The organism is Flavobacterium endophyticum, assembly GCF_003634455.1.
In the GTDB taxonomy this organism is placed as follows: domain Bacteria; phylum Bacteroidota; class Bacteroidia; order Flavobacteriales; family Flavobacteriaceae; genus Flavobacterium; species Flavobacterium endophyticum.
The window spans coordinates 772365-790013 of sequence record NZ_RBLC01000001.1; the positions used below are offsets into that span (position 1 = coordinate 772365).

Below are 17649 nucleotides of genomic sequence, written 5' to 3' on the forward strand. Positions count from 1 at the left end.
CAATGTCAAAAGTAGAAGATTTCCTAACTCCAGAAGAGGAGAGCGAGATTGTGAAAGCCATTTCGCAAGCCGAAAAAAACACTTCGGGAGAAATAAGAGTCCACATTGAAAATCATAATGAAAAACCTCCGCTCGAAAGGGCCCAGGAGGTTTTTAATTTTTTGGGTATGGACAATACGCTGATGCGAAACGGCGTGCTGTTTTATGTAGGCGTTTCAGACCATACCTTTGCTATTATAGGCGACGAAGGGATTCACAAGGTAGTTGAAGAGGATTTCTGGGACTGTACGAAAGACACCGTTATTTCTCATTTCAAAGAAAAGAAATACAAAGACGGATTGGTTGCCGGAATTTTAAGAGCCGGTGAAAGATTACAGCAGTATTTTCCTTTTAGCAATGACGACTCTAATGAATTATCTAACGAAATATCTAAAGGATAAATGAAACTTTTCTCTATAAAAAAAAACTATTCCTTATCCTTTTTTTTAGTACTGCTCATTCAGGCTGTCGGATATTCGCAGTTTAATATTCCGCCCAAACCTGATTTCCAGACTAGCGTATATGATTATGCTAAAATTCTGAGCAACTCTGAAAAAACCGATTTGGAAGCAAAGCTTATTCGCTATTCCGATTCGACTACTACGCAGATTGTAGTCGTTACCGTTGAAACTATAAATGGTGAAGATATCGGCCTGCTGGCTCCTAAATGGGGGCACGCTTGGGGCGTTGGACAAGCAAAAGAAGATAATGGTATTTTTATCCTTTTGGCAGTAAAAGAAAGAAAAATTCAGATTGCGCCAGGCTATGGCGTTGAAGACCGTCTGACAGCAGGAATTACTGGAGAATTGACCCGAAATATAATCATTCCCGAATTTAAAGCGGGAAGTTATTATAGAGGGCTGGACAAAGGTGCCGATGCTATTTTTGATGTCTTAAAAGGAAAATACAAAGGAACGCGGAAACAAGACAAAGAAGAATCTAACCCAGGAGGACTGATCTTTTTTATAATTATTTTTATCGTTATCATCGTTATCATTTCTAAAAATAAAAATAACAGAAACGGAGGCAATCGCGGAGGCGGATTAGACCTATCCGACATCATTATCTTGAGCAGCTTGGGCCGTGGCTTTGGAGGAGGTTCTTCCGGAGGAGGCTTTGGCAGCGGCGGTGGTTTTGGTGGCGGAGGCGGTGGCTTCGGTGGAGGTTTCGGCGGCGGCGGCTTTAGTGGCGGCGGCGCTGGAGGAAGCTGGTAACAGCTAAACATAAAACAAAAAAGACTGCAAATTGCAGTCTTTTTTTTATAGCTAAATCGTTCTAAATTAATACAACAACGTTTGGATGGCATGAGCTGGAATCACGACTTCTGATTCTGATTCGTTTACAAACAATTTATATTTTATTTCATTGTCTGATTGGTTCATCACGACAGTTACCATTTCTCCGTTAGCATTCTGGAATGAAGTGCTCAACAATTGGCTTCTGCTGGCTGCCGTACTTACTCTTTTTGCCTCTGGGCGGATAAATTTTGAGAAATGCCCGATGTAATAATACGATGGCGTATAAATCAATTTTCCAGCCGCTATATCCCCGTGGATTGGCGCAAAACAGAAATTAGAAACATGGTTAGGCCCTCCTTTTTCATCTAAAAGAATATTCCAATCAGTCCAAGCAACTGTTCCATTGTTGAAATCATTGATCATATTGATTCCGTAACGCTCAGCATTCGCCCAAAATTGATAACGCGCTGGATTAAAAGCTTCGATACAACCTTCGGTAAACATTAGTTTTTTATCCGGAAATGAGTCGGCAACTAGTTTTACATTATCAAACATCGGCTTGCCGCCATTCCAAGTTTCATACCAGTGAAAACCCATTCCCCATGCATATTTCGATGCTTCAGGATCTGAATAAATAGTATTGGCACGCTGTACCATCAAATCTCTGTTGTGGTCCCAAACGACTATTTTTTTATTTTCGAAGCCATTTTTTTCCATGGTAGGGCCAAGATACTTTTTCAAGAAATCTCTTTCTTCTTCTGCCGTAAAAATACAAGATTCCCATGTCTGGGTTGCCATTGGCTCATTTTGCACGGTTATTCCCCAAATCGGAATCCCTTCCTTTTCATAAGCTTTGATGAATTTCACATAATAATTTGCCCAAGCCTGATAAAATTCTGGAGCCAACTTGCCGCCTTTCAGCATGCTTTTCGAATCTTTCATAAAAGCTGGCGGGCTCCAAGGACTTGCATACAGCGTCATCTCTTTTCCGGCTGCTTTCAGTGCTTCCTTGATTAAAGGAATCCTGAACTTTTTATCGTGATCGATCGAAAACGACTTTAATTCTTTGTCATTTTCATCGACATAGGTATAGCTCGCACTGCTAAAATCAGAACTGTGGATGGTCGTCCTGATTAAAGAATAGCCAATACCTTTTTCCTTGCTGTAATAGGCGTTCAAGAATTCTTTCTGCTGCTCTTTTGTAAGCTTTGCATACACTTCGGCGCTGGCATCTGTAATAGCCCCGCCAATTCCCATAAAAGTCTGGAATTGCTTGTTCGGATTTACAAAAACCGAAACTTCGTTTTCTAAAGGTTGTTTTGAAGGCCTGAATTCAAGATTTGTTGCTGATGGTGACAGCCTCAACTCGGTATTTTCTGCCGTGGTATACACCTTGATTTTTTTTCCGCTTGCTGAAAATGGCTTGTTCTTCGAATTCTGGCTGAATCCGGCAAAACAAGTCAGCGCCAACAAGACACTTACTACTTTTTTTCTCATTTGAATATTTAATTTTGGTTTGCTAATTTACCAAATTGAATATTAAAATTTCTTAAAAGCTGTCCTTAAAAACCAAAACCGCCTTCCTCTTTTTTCTTTCCTCCAAATTTTTCAATCTTATACGTCAGCGAGAACATGGCATACCTTTTCAAAACCGTATTTTGGATATCTTGAATTGATTCTGGATTGATATATCTTACGGCACTTTGATTCTGATTCAGCACATCATATACTTTTACTTTAAACAGCAGCTTGTCGTCCATAAAATTATAGCCAAGGCTAGTATTCAGCAGGTAGAAGTCTTTTTTGTAGCCATCCGAAATATTTGAATTGTAAGTATACCCGAAGTCATTCCCGAAAACAAAATGCTTTGGCCAATGGCTCGTTGTCTGTACCTTGAAGTTATGAGTAAAATTAGAAGAGCTTTTTACCGAATAATTCGTGTAATCTGTCATATTTAAAGAATAGGTGTACGACGGCTCGATTGTCAGCAATTCGCCATAATCCCATCCTACGCTAACTTGTTGTTCGAGGGTAACACCTCTTGCTTCGTACAAGGCATTATTTGTCAATCCTTTGTTTAGATTAAAGTTTGTGTTGGCGCCTAAACTAAACCTAAATGTATTTTGTTCTTTTTTTATAGACTTGCTCCAATTCAAACCTCCATAGCTATAATACGTATCATTTATGTTCTGGTAGTCCGCTCGATTTATCAAATCAGTAGGATTAAAAACTCTTGAAAAAACAATCTGCTGTTCGTAATAATTAAATCCTGCGTACAGATAAAAACCTGATTTCGAAGCGTAGTCGTAGTTGTTGAAATTCAAATGAAAATTATGGTTTTTTGTCGGCTTCAAATTCGGATTACCCGTAACTTGATACAACGGATCTGTCAAATCGACAACTGGAAGGATCTGCGCTGCTGTAGGCAATTGAACATCAAAATTATAGTTTATATACAACGATTTTGATTTGGAAATCCTATAATTGAACCAAGCATTTGCAGACGGATATACATAATTTTTATCTATGTTGCTTGTCGTTCCATTATACAGCGACGTATTTTCCATAGTGATGACTTTCGTACCGAGCGTAATTCCTCCTGCATATTTGTTCTTTCTTAGGCTCAAGGAAGCATTCGGATTCAGCGTGCGTGTCTTTGACATGAGATTATAAGAAAGCAGGTTATTAAACTCTGAATACTGACCAGAGGCTTCATTCAGATTGAAGGTCGACTTGCCATTGTCATAGTCTTTCCACTCATAGGAGGTCCTGACTGTCAACGTCAAAGAATCCGTTATCGGTTCTGAATATCCTATTCGAGTATAATAGGTATTGTCTTTTATATCATCGAATACTCTTTGGCGGCGAATATCCTCTGTCCTGTCGGGATCTTGAAAGAAATACGTTTCAGAGTTTGTGATATTGTCCCTGTCATTACTTTTGTTGGTATTGTTAAACGTAAAACCAAAGTTTCTTCCTTTCTTCTTGAACCTTTTGTGAAGGTACATTTCGTTTCCGAAACTAGACGACGCGTTGTTAGTCTTTGCAGAGTTGGTGCTTTCGTTCACCAAACCTAAATTATTAGTTGAAGATTGTTCCGAGAAATCTTTCGAAATCGAATTGCTTTTCACCAAACTTGGACGTACAGACAGCGTCAATAATGAGTCGATTTTATACTCAAATTCAAGATTAAAATTATGTCCGTCGCTTGTTCTTCGTGTCGTACCTTTTGATTCTGTTATAAAAGTGCTGTTCGTTCCGTCTTCAGATGTTAGAAGATTTTCCGTCCTGCTTCGAGTATCGTTATCGGTTTTAGAATTGGTGTAAAAATAACTTCCGTTAGGCTCCAATTTCTTGAACCATTCATCGACAAAATTAAGGCCTATCATGCTCGACTGCGTAATTCCTTCATTGCCGCCGCCGAAATTCATCCCGTCTATTCCAAACGAACCATTGCCGTTTACATATGTATTTCGCCCGCCGCCCATGGCATCGAAAATTTCGTCCATAGAAAAGCCTACTGAATTGATATTATTTGAAGAAGCCAATACGCTGATTTTCTGCTTGTCCTTGAAATAATTTACAAGACCGCTGGATTCGTATCTTTTATCCGTTCCATAACCGCCCGTAAATTTCCCAAACAAACCTTTATTCTTGTCTTCTTGGATTGTAATGTTGATACTTTTGTTATTGGAACTTGCGCCATCGCCGGACAATTTTTCTTCTTTAGTCTTTGTATCCGAAACTTGGATTTTGTCAATGATTTCCGAAGGAAGATTTTTTATGGCTACTTTTCCATCTTTCCCGAAAAACGATTTTCCATTCACGAGAAATTCGTTTACCTCTTTTCCGTTTACCTTGATCTTTCCGTCCTTGTCAATTTCTACTCCTGGAAGCTCTTTCAGCAAAGCTTCTACATTGGAATCGGGACGAACCTTAAATGAGGAAGCATTGAATTCTAACGTATCGTTCTTGATTCGGATTGGCGGTGCTTCGCTTACGATAACAACTTCTCCCAAGTTTGTGACAGCGTCAGAAACAAAAACGTCGCCCAAGTCGATATCCGATGTCAATTTTGGATATTCCTTTTCCCAAGTCTGATAGCCTAAAGAGGCTACCTTCACTACAAAAGGCTGATTGATTTTTTTGACTGTAATTAAAAAGTTACCGTTCTTGTTTGTAATCGTATAATCAATTACTGTGGAGTCTTTTGCAGAAGTAATATAGACCGTTGCTGATTCAATCGGCTTATTCACTTCTTTACTGATTGCTTTTCCTTTGATTGTAAAAGAATTTTGCCCAAATGCTGCATACGAAAGCAGGGCAAAGAGAACATGGAGGATGATTCTTGGCATTAAGTTAGTTTTTTGATTGATGATTGTAAGAAAATAAAACTGCGAATTACAACTTTTATTGTCAAAAGAAATAATTTCTTACATAATTTTTAACAAACTGTATAAAAAACCTCACATTCAAAAATAACTCAAAGATTTTTTGTATGACAAAAAAAGGGACTGCTAGAAAGCAATCCCTTAGTTCGTTTAAAATTTTAAACTATTATTTTTCTCTGATGTAAATATCAATTGGCACTCCTGAGAAATCCCAGTTTTCACGGATTTTATTTTCTAAAAATCGTTTGTAGGGTTCTTTTACATATTGCGGCAGGTTGGCAAAAAACACAAACTGCGGCGTAGGCGTTGGCAATTGCATGCAGAATTTGATTTTCACATACTTCCCTTTTAAAGCTGGCGGTGGATAATTTTCTATGATTTTCAGCATGTGGTCATTGAATTTCGAAGTTGCGATTCGCTGCTTTCTGCTTTCAAAAACTTTTACCGTTTCTTCCAACGCCTTCAACAAACGTTGTTTTGTCAAAGCCGAAGTAAAGATAATCGGCACGTCTGTAAACGGCATTAATTCTTTACGGATTTTTGCTTCGTATTCTTTTGTCGACATGGTATCTTTTTCAACCAAGTCCCATTTATTGACCAAAATAACGACGCCTTTTCTATTTTTCTCGGCCAGCCAGAAGATATTCTGATCTTGTCCTTCAAATCCTCTTGTAGCATCGATTATCAAGATACAGACATCAGAATGCTCAATCGCACGAACAGAACGCATTACAGAATAAAATTCTAAATCTTCTTTTACTTTTGCCTTGCGTCGGATTCCCGCCGTATCGACTAAATTGAATTCAAATCCAAAACGGTCAAATTTGGTATCGATTGCATCACGAGTAGTTCCTGCAATATCAGTCACGATATATCTGTCTTTCCCAATCAAGGCATTGATAAAGCTTGATTTTCCTGCGTTCGGACGTCCAACAACTGCAAAACGAGGCAATTCTAGCTCTTCTTTTGTAGGCTCTGGTTTTTCAGGAAATGCTTCAATCAATGCATCTAACAATTCTCCTGTTCCACTGCCCGAAATACTGGCAAACGTATAATAATCTCCCAATCCGAGGTTATAGAACTCAACTGCATCTTTTTCGCGCATGGCGTTATCCACCTTATTTACGGCGAGCAAGACAGGTTTTGTTACTTTACGAAGCAATTTTGCAACAGCATCATCCATCGGCGTAATGCCTTCTTCGACATCAACAACAAAAATAATAACGTCGGCCTCATCGATTGCCAATTCGACCTGCTTTCTAATTTCGCCTTCAAAAACGTCTTCAGAACCGCGAACATAACCGCCAGTGTCAATAACAGAAAACTCTTTTCCATTCCATTCGCTTTTCCCGTAATTTCTGTCACGGGTAACACCCGATACAGAATCTACGATAGCTTCTCTTCTTTGAATCAACCTATTAAAAAGTGTTGACTTTCCTACATTTGGCCTTCCAACAATGGCAACGATATTGTTCATATTATTTTTTGAAATATTTTGCAAAGGTACGTTTTTTGTTTCAAGTAAAAAGTGTAAAGTTAAAGGTTGTTGTTTTGGCCTCATTTCTAGACAGAGCTTTAACGACAATTTAGCATTTTCATCAAAATAAAAACAGTAATTTGGTGTTATAGATTTCAAGATGGATTTTGATAAAAACATAAAGCTTCGCCCTAAATTTGAGCAGTTTTCACCAAAGACAATTGATGAAATCAAGTTGTCGTATGAAAAAGTGAAAACGTTCGAATCGGAAGATTTTAAATTCAAAGATGCTGGAAACCACATCTGGCTGGGCGTTGGATTGTTCCGAAGAGAATACTGGTCGCCATCACTTCACATCGAATTAGATATGTATGAAGACGGCAGAACCTACGTAAAAGGAATGTTTGGACCTGACCCGGTCTTATGGTTTATCTTTTTGGCGATGCACTTTATTGTCGGAGGATTATTTATCCTTTTCGGAATTATTGCTTATTCGAAATGGACATTTTCACAGTCGAATGAATTTGACTTAGTCGTGATGTTCGCGCTTTTGAATGCGTGGCTCCTGCTCTATTTTATCGCACGACTAAACAGAAAAAAAGGAGCTACCCAAATGCGGGAACTCCTTTCGCTAGCCAATAAAATTATTGCCTGATTATCTATTGTTGTAGCCGAATCGTTTTAGCTGATACGCGCTATTTCTCCAATCTTTGTTGACTTTCACATACAATTCAATATGAATCTGCTTTCCGAAGAACTTTTCTAAATCTTCTCGCGACTGCATTCCAACTTTTTTCAACGCAAGGCCTTTGTGTCCGATAATAATTCCTTTCTGCGTATCGCGTTCGACCATGATTACCGAACGGATTCGGATAATATTTTCATCTTCTAAAAATTCTTCTGTCTCTATTTCTACAGAATACGGAATTTCTTTTTCGTAATTGATCAAGATTTTCTCACGAATGGTTTCATTCACAAAGAAACGTTCGGGCTTATCTGTCAATGCATCTTTTGGATAAAAAGGTGGCGATTCTGGCAAAAGATCAATAATTCGCGCAAATACTTCTTTTACATTAAAGTTTTCTAAAGCGGAAATAGGGTGGATTTCTGCATTAGGCACTTTTTCTTTCCAAAGCGCAATCTGTTCTTCTAACTGGTCTTGGTTCGATTTGTCAATCTTATTTAAAAGCAATAATACCGGAATCTTCGCATGGATGATCTTATTAAAAAAAGCTTCATCCTTTAGTTCCTTCTCGCCTATTTCGACCATGTAGATTAAAATATCGGCATCTTCAAAAGCAGATTTTACGAAATCCATCATCGAAGACTGCAATTCATAAGCTGGCTTGATGATTCCTGGCGTATCCGAAAGCACGACTTGAAAATCTTCTCCATTTACGATTCCTAAAATCCTATGGCGTGTTGTTTGTGCTTTTGACGTAATTATGGACAGCCTTTCTCCAACAAACGCATTCATTAAGGTCGATTTTCCAACGTTAGGATTACCAATAATATTTACAAAACCTGCTTTATGTGACATCTCAAAAATAATTTATGCTGCAAAGGTAATCATATCAGTCCAATAGAAGAAATAAAACATTTTTCATAAAAACGCTTGTTTTTCAAGATAATCGTTGTAAATTTGCACCCGAAACATCGCGGGATAGAGCAGTAGGTAGCTCGTCGGGCTCATAACCCGAAGGTCACTGGTTCGAGTCCAGTTCCCGCTACTAAGTTTATTGAGGTTTTGCCCAATAACAAAGACATATTGAGAATACAAACGCACATCGCGGGATAGAGCAGTAGGTAGCTCGTCGGGCTCATAACCCGAAGGTCACTGGTTCGAGTCCAGTTCCCGCTACTAAGAAAGCCACTAATAAAAATTAGTGGCTTTTTTTATTTCGATACTTTCTAGTTTTCTTATTCTGAAACCTTCACGATTACTTTTCCAACACTTCTGGCCGTTTCAACATACACATGGGCATCTGCTAATTTCTCAAAAGGAAACGTTTTTGAAACATGTGCTTTAAGGATTCCTTTTTCTAAAAGAGAAGCAACTGTCTTCATGTCTTCACCGCTAGAATGTACCATAATAAAATAGCCATCTACTTTTTTTGCTTTTGCTTTTTCAACCAGCTGTTCGTTTAATCCAGACGGAATGCTAATCAAGGTGCCGCCTGGCTTGATTACTTCTAAAGAGCGGTCGATATTGTCTCCTCCGATAGTATCCAATACAAAATCGATATCTTTTACGACATCTTCAAAAGGCTGTGCTTTATAATCCAAATGTTCATCAGCGCCAAGCGATAGCACAAAATCTTTGTTGCTTGCAGAAGACGTACCGATGACATACGCTCCAAAATGTTTCGCAATCTGCACTGCAAAATGTCCTACTCCTCCAGAAGCCGCATGAATCAGTACTCGGTCGCCTGCTTTTATCTTTGCATTCGTAATTAGTGCCTGCCAAGCCGTAAGAACCGTAAGTGTTGCTGCTGCCGCTTCGTCAAAAGAGATGTTATTTGGCTTTAGTGCCAATTGTGATGCCGGAGCTGCCACATATTCGGCATACGCTTTTCCGTGTCCGGGAAAATTAACCATTCCGAAAACCTCATCTCCCTTTTTAAAAAGTTCAGATTTAGACTCGACCACAACCCCTGAAACATCCCAACCGAGAATTATCGGACTTTCATCTTTTATTTTTCCATAAGTCCCATTTCCCTTTCGCGTCTTGATATCTACCGGATTGATACTGATTGATTTTGTTTGTATTAAAACTTCACCCTCTGTAATAGTAGGGATAGGTACTTCTGAAACGATCAAATTTTCAACTGCTCCAGGCTCTTTTAAAATTATTGCTTTCATTGTTACTGTATTTTAAAGCAAATTTATACTGATAAATTTAATACTATTGGTATAATATTTCCAAAATGCAGTACATTTGCATCATGAGAAAAGAAAATCTACATCAGCCGTTTTCCATTACTTATATGTCTTTGGATGTATGTCCGAAACAAGAACACACGCATACTTTCTTTGAACTCGTGTATGTTATTTCCGGAACTGGTAAACAGTGCATCAACCAGAATAAATTTAGCTATTTCGCCGGACATATGTTTTTGATTACTCCAGAAGATTGCCATTCTTTTGAAATTGAAACGACTACTGAATTTTTATTCCTCCGCTTCAATGATATCTACATCCAAAATGGCGGCTTGCCTACCGAAAACATCAAGCGGCTTGAATATATCTTGCAGAATGCCAACCATCAGCCTGGGTGTATCTTAAAAAACCAAATCGACAAAAGCTTGGTAAAGCCAATGGTAGATGCAATCGTAAGAGAATCCATAAACGCCGATCTTTTCAACAAGGAGCTTATTCATCAATTGGTAAATACGCTTATTATTATTGTTGCCCGAAATATCGCCAAATACCTTCCGGAACAAGTAAATACCAGCACCGAAGAAAAAGCAATGGACATTCTGCAATACATCCAGAGCAATATTTACCATCCTGAAAAACTCAAAGCAGAAAACATCAGTACGAAATTCGGCATCTCAAATGCCTATCTGGGCAAATATTTCAAACGCCATACGAACGAAACCATGCAACAGTATATTGCTACATACAAAACCAAGCTCATCGAGCACCGATTACAGTTTAGCGACAAACGCATCAACGAGATAGCAGATGAATTCGGATTTACTGACGAAAGCCATCTCAGTAAGTTTTTTAGGAAACAAAAAGGAAGCAGTCCGAAAGCCTACCGAAAGGCAATCAGAATGTAATTGTTAGGTAATTTACGATTTGTAAAATTTAGGATAACTAAAAAGATAGTCACAAATTGAGATTCGTTTCGCCTTTTCTATTCGCAAGCCAGTGCCCGCCTTAAATTCTCGTTTTTTGCCCTAATAAATATAAGCAAGAAATCAGAAAATCGCATCCTTCATTTGTTATCAATACGTAATTTAAACACTTAAATACTAGATAGTTAATAACCATTTTTTAATAAATCCTTATTCTAAAAATCCGTTCTTCAAAAATTATTAAAATTAAATTTGGAATGTTAAAGCGATAAACCCTGCAGGTATAATATCCTTTATAAAACGATTTCCTTCCAATCTTAAATTTTATAATTATGTTTAAAAAACGATTTTTATTAGCTTTAGTATTCGCAAGCATGTCGGGGCTTTCCTTTGGGAAATCGTCTTCTGCCAACAGCCTGCAAACCACGAATGTTTCTACAGCTTCTACTGCAGCAATGCTTGCAAATCCATTCCAAGGATTCAACCTTTTTAATCCTTCTGCTTCTTTTGCTTGGAATTTCTTCGAATGTACAGGCGGTGGTTCTGAAACCTTTTCAAACCTAGGTGCTGCTTCTAGTACTTATGCAACCAGAACATGGACAGGCGACAACGGTGTAGCTTGGTCTGCAACAGACGCAAGAACTGACCAAGATCTTACAGGCGATGCTATCGCTTTAAGAACAAGTACTTTAAAAAACACTAGTACTGTAGCGAACGGTATCGGTACGCTTTCTTTCAAATACAAAAGAGTTTTCTCTGGAAATTCCACTTTAAAAGTATTTGTTAATGGAGTTCAGTACGGTGGTGACATCGCTGTTACTTCTGATGTTACTGCAACTACATTCTCACAAGCCATCAATGTTTCTGGAAACGTAGTTATCGAAATCAGAAACAGCGGTAACAGAACTATTGTTGACGATTTATCATGGAACTGCTACTCAGCTGTTGCTGGTCCAGAACTTCAATTAGCAGATGCAGCTGGGACAAACCGTGAGTGCGGAAGCTTAGCTGTTGATTTTGGTTCTCACGCTGTAGGCCAATATCACGATGCAGTTTTCTCTGTTAAAAACCTTGGCACTTCTGCCTTGAACGTGACTGCTTTGACATTAAGCAACACTACAGATTTCACTATTATTTCACCATCAGTACCTTTTACGGTTGCTCCTTCAGGTTCAGGATTGGTTTTGGTTCGTTTCCAAGGCGCTGCTGCTGGAAACAAGATTTCTACACTGACTATTGCAAGCAATGACGCTGATGAAGCTTCTTGCGTAGTTAATTTGACTGGAACTGCTCTTCAGCCATGTGTTGCGCCAGTTATTACAGGTGCCGACGTTACTGTTTCGAATATCGCTTACGCTTCTGCTGACGCAGCGGTAACTAGCGCGACAGCTGACAAATATCTTGCTGTTCTTTCTACTTCAAGTACTTTATCTGCTGCTCCAGCTAACGCTACAAGCTACAACGTAGGTGACAGCCTTGGAGGCGGAACAGTAGCGTATAACGGAACTAGTGCCAACTTCTCTCTTACTGGCCTTACAGAAAACACGCCATACTACCTTTTCGTATTCCCTTACAACAATACAGATTGTACTGGAGGTCCATTATACTACACAGAAGCTTCGATTAACGAAACTTTCACAACTACTGCTGCTCCATGTATCGGTGGAAACGAAACGTTCTCAAACTTAGGAACTGCTTCTAGCACATACACATCAAGAACTTGGACAGGTGATAATGGCGTGACATGGTCTGCAACTGACTCTAGAAACGACCAAGATCTAACTGGAGACGCTATCGCTTTGAGAACTGGAATTCTTACCAACACGACTCCTGTTGCTGGAGGTATCGGAACGTTGAACTTCAACTACAAAAGAGTTTTCAGCGGTGATTCTGTATTAAAAGTATTCGTAAACGGAACACAATACGGTGCTGATATCAATGTTACTTCTGACGTAACTACTGCTTACTCTCAAGTTATCGATCTTTCTGGTCCGATTACTATCGAAATCAGAAACAGCGGAAACAGAACAATTATCGACGATTTGTCTTGGAATTGCTACACGACACCTGATGGTCCAGAATTGCAGTTATCAGACAGCGAATTGATCTTGAAATCATGTGGCGACTTTACAATTGATTTTGGTGCGGTATTGCCTAGCACAGACAAAGTAATCATCTTTACTATTGAAAACTTAGGTACTCAAGATCTAGAAGTTAGCGCTCTTACGTTAAGCGATGCTGTTAACTATTCTATCGTTAATCCATCGGTTCCTTTCACATTAGTGCCTTCAAGCGCAATTGAGGTTGAAGTAAAATTCAACAGTGCTACTTTAGGAAACAAACTTGGAACACTTACTGTAGTAAGCAATGATGCAAACGAAGGTTCTTGCGTAATCGACCTTAAGGCTAGCGCTCAAGAAAACTGTGTGGCTCCAGTTGGAACTGCTGTTATCGCTTCTTCTAACATTACTGATACTACCGCTTCTGTTGCAGTTTCTGGTGTTACAGCTACTGGATATCTTGCCATGATTAGTACAACTGGTGTAGTTACTGCTCCAGTTAACGGAACAGCTTACCAAGTAAATGATATGTTAGGTGCAGGAAAAGTAGTTTATGTAGGTACAAATGCAAACTTTGCCCTTTCTGGATTGACTGCTAATACTAACTATTCTATCACTGTATATCCATACAATGCTGAATGTATCGGAGGTCCTCTATATGCTGCAACGCCTGCAAACGACGAGATCTTGACTACTGGCGCTCCATGTGTTGGAGGTACAGAAACTTTCTCTAACTTAGGAAGCAGCGCTAGTTCTTATGCTACTAGAACTTGGACAGGAAACAATGGTATCAATTGGTCTGCAACTGACGCTAGAACTGACCAAGATTTAAACGGTGACGCTATTGCCTTAAGAGTAGGTACTTTGACAAATACGACTTTTATCACAACAGGTATCGGTACATTGTCTTTCAACTACCAAAGAGTTTTTACAGGTGATTCTGTATTGAAAGTTTTCGTTAACGGTGTACAATACGGTGCTGATATCAATGTTACTTCAACTGCTACAGCTACTTATTCTCAAGCTATCAACGTATCTGGAAACGCTACAATCGAAATCAGAAACAGCGGTAACCGTGTAATCATTGACGACGTAGCTTGGACTTGCTACGGTACTTCTCCAAGAGCAGCTGCAGAAGTTAAAAAAGGTACTGCAGCCTTGAACAACGAAGTAAAATTATATCCAAACCCTAGCAATGGCCAATTCCAATTGGATTTTGCAGGTGAAAATGCAGATATCACTGTATTCGATTCTTTAGGAAAAAACATCCTTTCTAAAAAAGTAGCTTCTCAAGAAGTTATCGATTTAGGAACTTCTCAAAAAGGAATCTACATCGTTGTTATCAAATCTGGGAACACTACAACTACTAAAAAAGTAGCTATAAAATAAGACCGCTCTTATTGAACTTGCCCAGCAAGCATAAAAAGAAACCATCAATTAAATTGATGGTTTCTCTATTTAATATATTCTCATCCTTTGGATCCTGACTGCATTTAATATAGCCAGCAGTGCCACGCCTACATCGGCAAAAACCGCTTCCCATAACGTAGCCAGTCCGCCGGCTCCTAAAATAAGCACGACCACTTTTACGCCAAAAGCCAGCGTAATATTCTGCATGACGATTCTTCTTGTCACCTTGCCTATTTGTATCGAAGAAGCAATCTTGCTCGGCTGGTCGTTCTGGATTACGATGTCTGCGGTTTCAATCGTAGCATCGCTTCCCAGTCCACCCATGGCAATTCCAGCATCGGCAAGCGCTATCACGGGAGCATCATTTACGCCATCGCCGACAAAAGCTATCGTCCTTCCTTTATCCTTCAATTCCTGTACTTTTTCAACTTTGTTCTCCGGAAGCAAGTCGCCATAAGCCGCATCAATCTGCAACGCTTGCGCTACCTTATCTACGATGCTCTGCTTGTCGCCGCTCAGCATGACAGTTTTGATACCCAGCTCATGCAGTCTCGAAATAGCAACGTGAGCATCTTCTTTCAGCTCGTCTGCAATCGTAAAATAGCCTACATATTCATCATTAACGGCTATGACAACTATAGTTTCCACTTTCGATTCGATAGCCTTGTCGTACGCAATACCATATTTTTTAAGCAATTTCAGGTTTCCGGCCAGTACTTTTCTGCCTTCGACTGTACCTGACAGTCCGTGCCCCGCAATTTCTTCCACATCTGAAACCGAAACGGATTTATAACTGTCTTTTGAATAACGGACAATCGCATGTGCAATAGGATGCGTCGACTTGCTTTCCAAAGCCGCCGTCAAAACTACCAGCTTGTCTTTATCAATCGTATGAGCTATCACTTCCTGCACTTCAAAAACACCTTTCGTCAACGTTCCCGTCTTGTCCATGACCACCGTGTCTACTTTTGTCATTACGTCGAGATAATTGCTTCCCTTAAACAAGATGCCGTTTCGCGAAGCCAGTCCGATACCTCCAAAATAACCCAGCGGAATCGAAATGACCAAGGCACACGGACAAGAAATCACCAAGAAAACCAACCCGCGGTACAGCCAGTCGTTAAAAACATAGTTTGCTACAAAAAGATACGGCAGTGAGACAATCGCAATAGCCAAGAAGACCACAATCGGCGTATAGACCTTGGCGAACCTTGAAATAAAAAGCTGTGTTTTTGATTTCCGGGCCGTCGCCTCCTGCACCATCTGCAATATTCGAGAAAGCTTGCTGTCTTTGAATAAAGCTGTGACTTTTACATCCGCTAAAGTCTGCAGATTGATCATGCCCGCCAAGACCGCCTCCCCTTTTGTTTTGGTATCCGGCTTGCTTTCTCCTGTCAGGGCAGCCGTATTAAAAGCGGCCGTTTCGGATAACAATTCCCCATCCAAAGCGACCTTCTCACCCGGCTTTATCTGGATAATCTCACCTAGGTTTACTTCTGACGGATTGACTACTACAGGCTCATTATTGCGAATTACAGTCACCTCATCAGGACGGATGTCCAGCAAGGCCTTGATGCTCCGCTGTGCCCTTTCGACTGCAGCATCTTGAAACAGCTCCCCTATCGCATAAAAAAGCATGACAGCGACACCTTCTGAATATTCTCCAATCAAGAAGGCACCTATCGTGGCAATGGACATTAGGAAAAACTCTGAAAAGATATTGCCGTTCCGGATTTCCTTTACCGCTTGATAATTGACTTTCAATCCCACCAAAAGGTAAGCAGCAATATACCAGACAAGCGTAACCGGATAGCTGAAAAATGCCGCTTCGGTTTGTTCCAGCAAGATTCCCGACACCAAAAGCAAGAAGCTGGCTGCAGCCGGAAAATACGTTTTCCATTGGCTGTCGTGGCTGTGCGAATGCCCTATTTCGCTATGATCGTGTGCCATAGTTGTATTTTTAGGTTAATGTTGGTGGCCTCCGCCCCCCTCGCTTTTCAGCAGGTGGCTCTGGATATAATATGCTCCTTTCAAGACGATTTTGGCGTCGGCATCAATTTTCTGCAAGACCGAAACCTGTACGAATCCCAATTGCGAAGTGCCCGTTTTTACTTCGATACGCTGAAAATGGAACATCTTTCCCGCCTCTTCATGGGCATGCCCATCCTCATGCGAATGCCCCTCTTCTTTATCATGCGAGGCTTCTTCATGTCCCTCTTCCAGTATAAAGATAAATTCCCTTCCTTCCGCCTTTATCACGGCCTCTACCGGAAGCGCCTGCACGTCTTTGGCACCCACATCAATCAAGGCATTGACATACATTCCCGGAATCAGCGTCTGGCTCTTGTTCGCAATATCGGCATGAACTGCCACCGATTTGGTCTCGTTCTCAAAAGCCTTGCCGACATTAAAGACCTTCCCGCTAATCTCCGTATTGTCCTGATTGGTCAGTACGAATCGGATGTTCTGCCCCGGCTTTACCTTCTGCAAGTCCTTTTCATACACCAGCAGGTCGACATGCAATTGCGAATTATCCACAATGCTCAACAGCGGCTTGCCCACTTCCGCATTGCTTCCTATCTTGATGTTGATTTCGGTGATATAACCTGAAATCGGAGCCAGGATAGGCATTACCGAGCTCGGGCTGTTGCTTCCGCTCAAGTTGAGCACCGCCAATTGCTGTCTCAAAGAACTGAGCCTTGCCTTTTCCATCTCAAATTCCGCCTTCGTCTTCTGGAAGACTTTCTTCGAATTCACGTTTTCTTCGCTCAGCGTCTTCTGCCTTTCATACTCCAGCGTCAGGAATTCCAGATTGCTTTTCGAAGTCAGGTAGGCTTCCTGCAATTTAGCAAATTCCGGGCTTTCTATAGTCGCCAGCACCTGTCCTTTTTTAACGGACTGCCCTTCGATGACGTTTATAGACTTCACGATTCCGGTTATGTGTACCGAAACATCAGCCTGGTTCTGAGGCGGCAGCTTGGTATAGCCGTTTGCATTCACGACCTCGCTTAAGTTTTTCATCGCAAAAGTCCCCAGTTCGATTCCTGAGGCTTTGTATTGCGCTTCGTTCAGCTCTACTTCTTTAACAGGAGCCTGTTCTTTTGGTTTCGCTTCTGTTGTCGCTTCTCCATGACTATGCCCGTCATTTTCGGCAGGACGGAGCGAAAAATAGAGAATCAGGGCAATCGCAATCGCCGCAAGGCTTCCGTATACTATAGTTCTTCTGTTCAT

General features: G+C 40.4%; 12 protein-coding genes and 2 tRNA genes. 7 read left to right on the forward strand and 7 right to left on the reverse strand.

Going from position 1 to position 17649, the window contains the following annotated elements; all coding sequences use genetic code 11:
- Nucleotides 1-2: 2 nt before the first annotated feature.
- Together CLV94_RS03740 and CLV94_RS03745 are read left to right on the forward strand one after the other, a co-directional pair.
- Nucleotides 3-440 carry a TPM domain-containing protein gene (locus CLV94_RS03740; protein ID WP_121375099.1) on the forward strand — a complete coding sequence of 146 codons (438 nt, stop codon included), beginning with the start codon at nt 3-5 and terminating at the stop codon, nt 438-440.
- Nucleotides 441-1253, forward strand: a complete 813-nt coding sequence (locus tag CLV94_RS03745; RefSeq protein ID WP_121375100.1) for a TPM domain-containing protein — start codon at nt 441-443, stop codon at nt 1251-1253.
- Nucleotides 1254-1319: 66 nt separating this feature from the next.
- Here the strand turns inward: CLV94_RS03745 and CLV94_RS03750 are convergent, their stop codons facing one another.
- From CLV94_RS03750 to der, 3 genes are all read right to left on the reverse strand, one after another.
- Nucleotides 1320-2774: a glycoside hydrolase family 30 protein gene (locus CLV94_RS03750; RefSeq protein ID WP_121375101.1), complete on the reverse strand. Its 1455-nt coding sequence runs from the start codon at nt 2772-2774 to the stop codon at nt 1320-1322.
- Between the two features lie 65 nt (nt 2775-2839).
- Nucleotides 2840-5632 (reverse strand): outer membrane beta-barrel protein, encoded by a 2793-nt coding sequence (locus CLV94_RS03755; protein WP_121375102.1) that lies wholly within the window; start codon nt 5630-5632, stop codon nt 2840-2842.
- Nucleotides 5633-5834: 202 nt separating this feature from the next.
- Nucleotides 5835-7145 carry a ribosome biogenesis GTPase Der gene (der, locus tag CLV94_RS03760; protein WP_121376221.1) on the reverse strand — a complete coding sequence of 437 codons (1311 nt, stop codon included), beginning with the start codon at nt 7143-7145 and terminating at the stop codon, nt 5835-5837.
- A 160-nt stretch (nt 7146-7305) separates the two neighbouring features.
- Here der and CLV94_RS03765 point away from each other — a divergent pair, with 160 nt between their 5' ends.
- Nucleotides 7306-7800 (forward strand): hypothetical protein, encoded by a 495-nt coding sequence (locus CLV94_RS03765; RefSeq protein ID WP_121375103.1) that lies wholly within the window; start codon nt 7306-7308, stop codon nt 7798-7800.
- Here CLV94_RS03765 and era read toward each other — a convergent pair whose 3' ends face one another.
- Nucleotides 7801-8685: a GTPase Era gene (gene era, locus CLV94_RS03770; protein ID WP_121375104.1), complete on the reverse strand. Its 885-nt coding sequence runs from the start codon at nt 8683-8685 to the stop codon at nt 7801-7803.
- Nucleotides 8686-8802: 117 nt separating this feature from the next.
- Here era and CLV94_RS03775 point away from each other — a divergent pair.
- Nucleotides 8803-8875: transfer RNA gene (locus CLV94_RS03775), tRNA-Met, on the forward strand.
- Between the two features lie 58 nt (nt 8876-8933).
- Nucleotides 8934-9006 (forward strand) — tRNA-Met (locus CLV94_RS03780).
- A gap of 59 nt (nt 9007-9065) precedes the next feature.
- On the opposite strand, the gene CLV94_RS03785 is transcribed toward CLV94_RS03780, so the two are convergent.
- Nucleotides 9066-10007 (reverse strand): NADP-dependent oxidoreductase, encoded by a 942-nt coding sequence (locus tag CLV94_RS03785; protein ID WP_121375105.1) that lies wholly within the window; start codon nt 10005-10007, stop codon nt 9066-9068.
- Between the two features lie 65 nt (nt 10008-10072).
- Between CLV94_RS03785 and CLV94_RS03790 the strand changes: the two genes are divergently transcribed.
- Nucleotides 10073-10930, forward strand: coding sequence for an AraC family transcriptional regulator (locus CLV94_RS03790; protein ID WP_245982438.1), 858 nt, complete (start codon nt 10073-10075; stop codon nt 10928-10930).
- 350 nt (nt 10931-11280) lie between these two features.
- A complete protein-coding gene (locus CLV94_RS03795) occupies nt 11281-14397 on the forward strand; it encodes a choice-of-anchor D domain-containing protein (protein ID WP_121375107.1) in 3117 nt (1038 codons plus the stop codon).
- A gap of 69 nt (nt 14398-14466) precedes the next feature.
- Here the strand turns inward: CLV94_RS03795 and CLV94_RS03800 are convergent, their stop codons facing one another.
- Nucleotides 14467-16368, reverse strand: coding sequence for a heavy metal translocating P-type ATPase (locus CLV94_RS03800; protein ID WP_121375108.1), 1902 nt, complete (start codon nt 16366-16368; stop codon nt 14467-14469).
- 15 nt (nt 16369-16383) lie between these two features.
- Complete coding sequence (locus tag CLV94_RS03805; RefSeq protein WP_121375109.1) at nt 16384-17649, reverse strand: efflux RND transporter periplasmic adaptor subunit; 1266 nt, start codon at nt 17647-17649, stop codon at nt 16384-16386.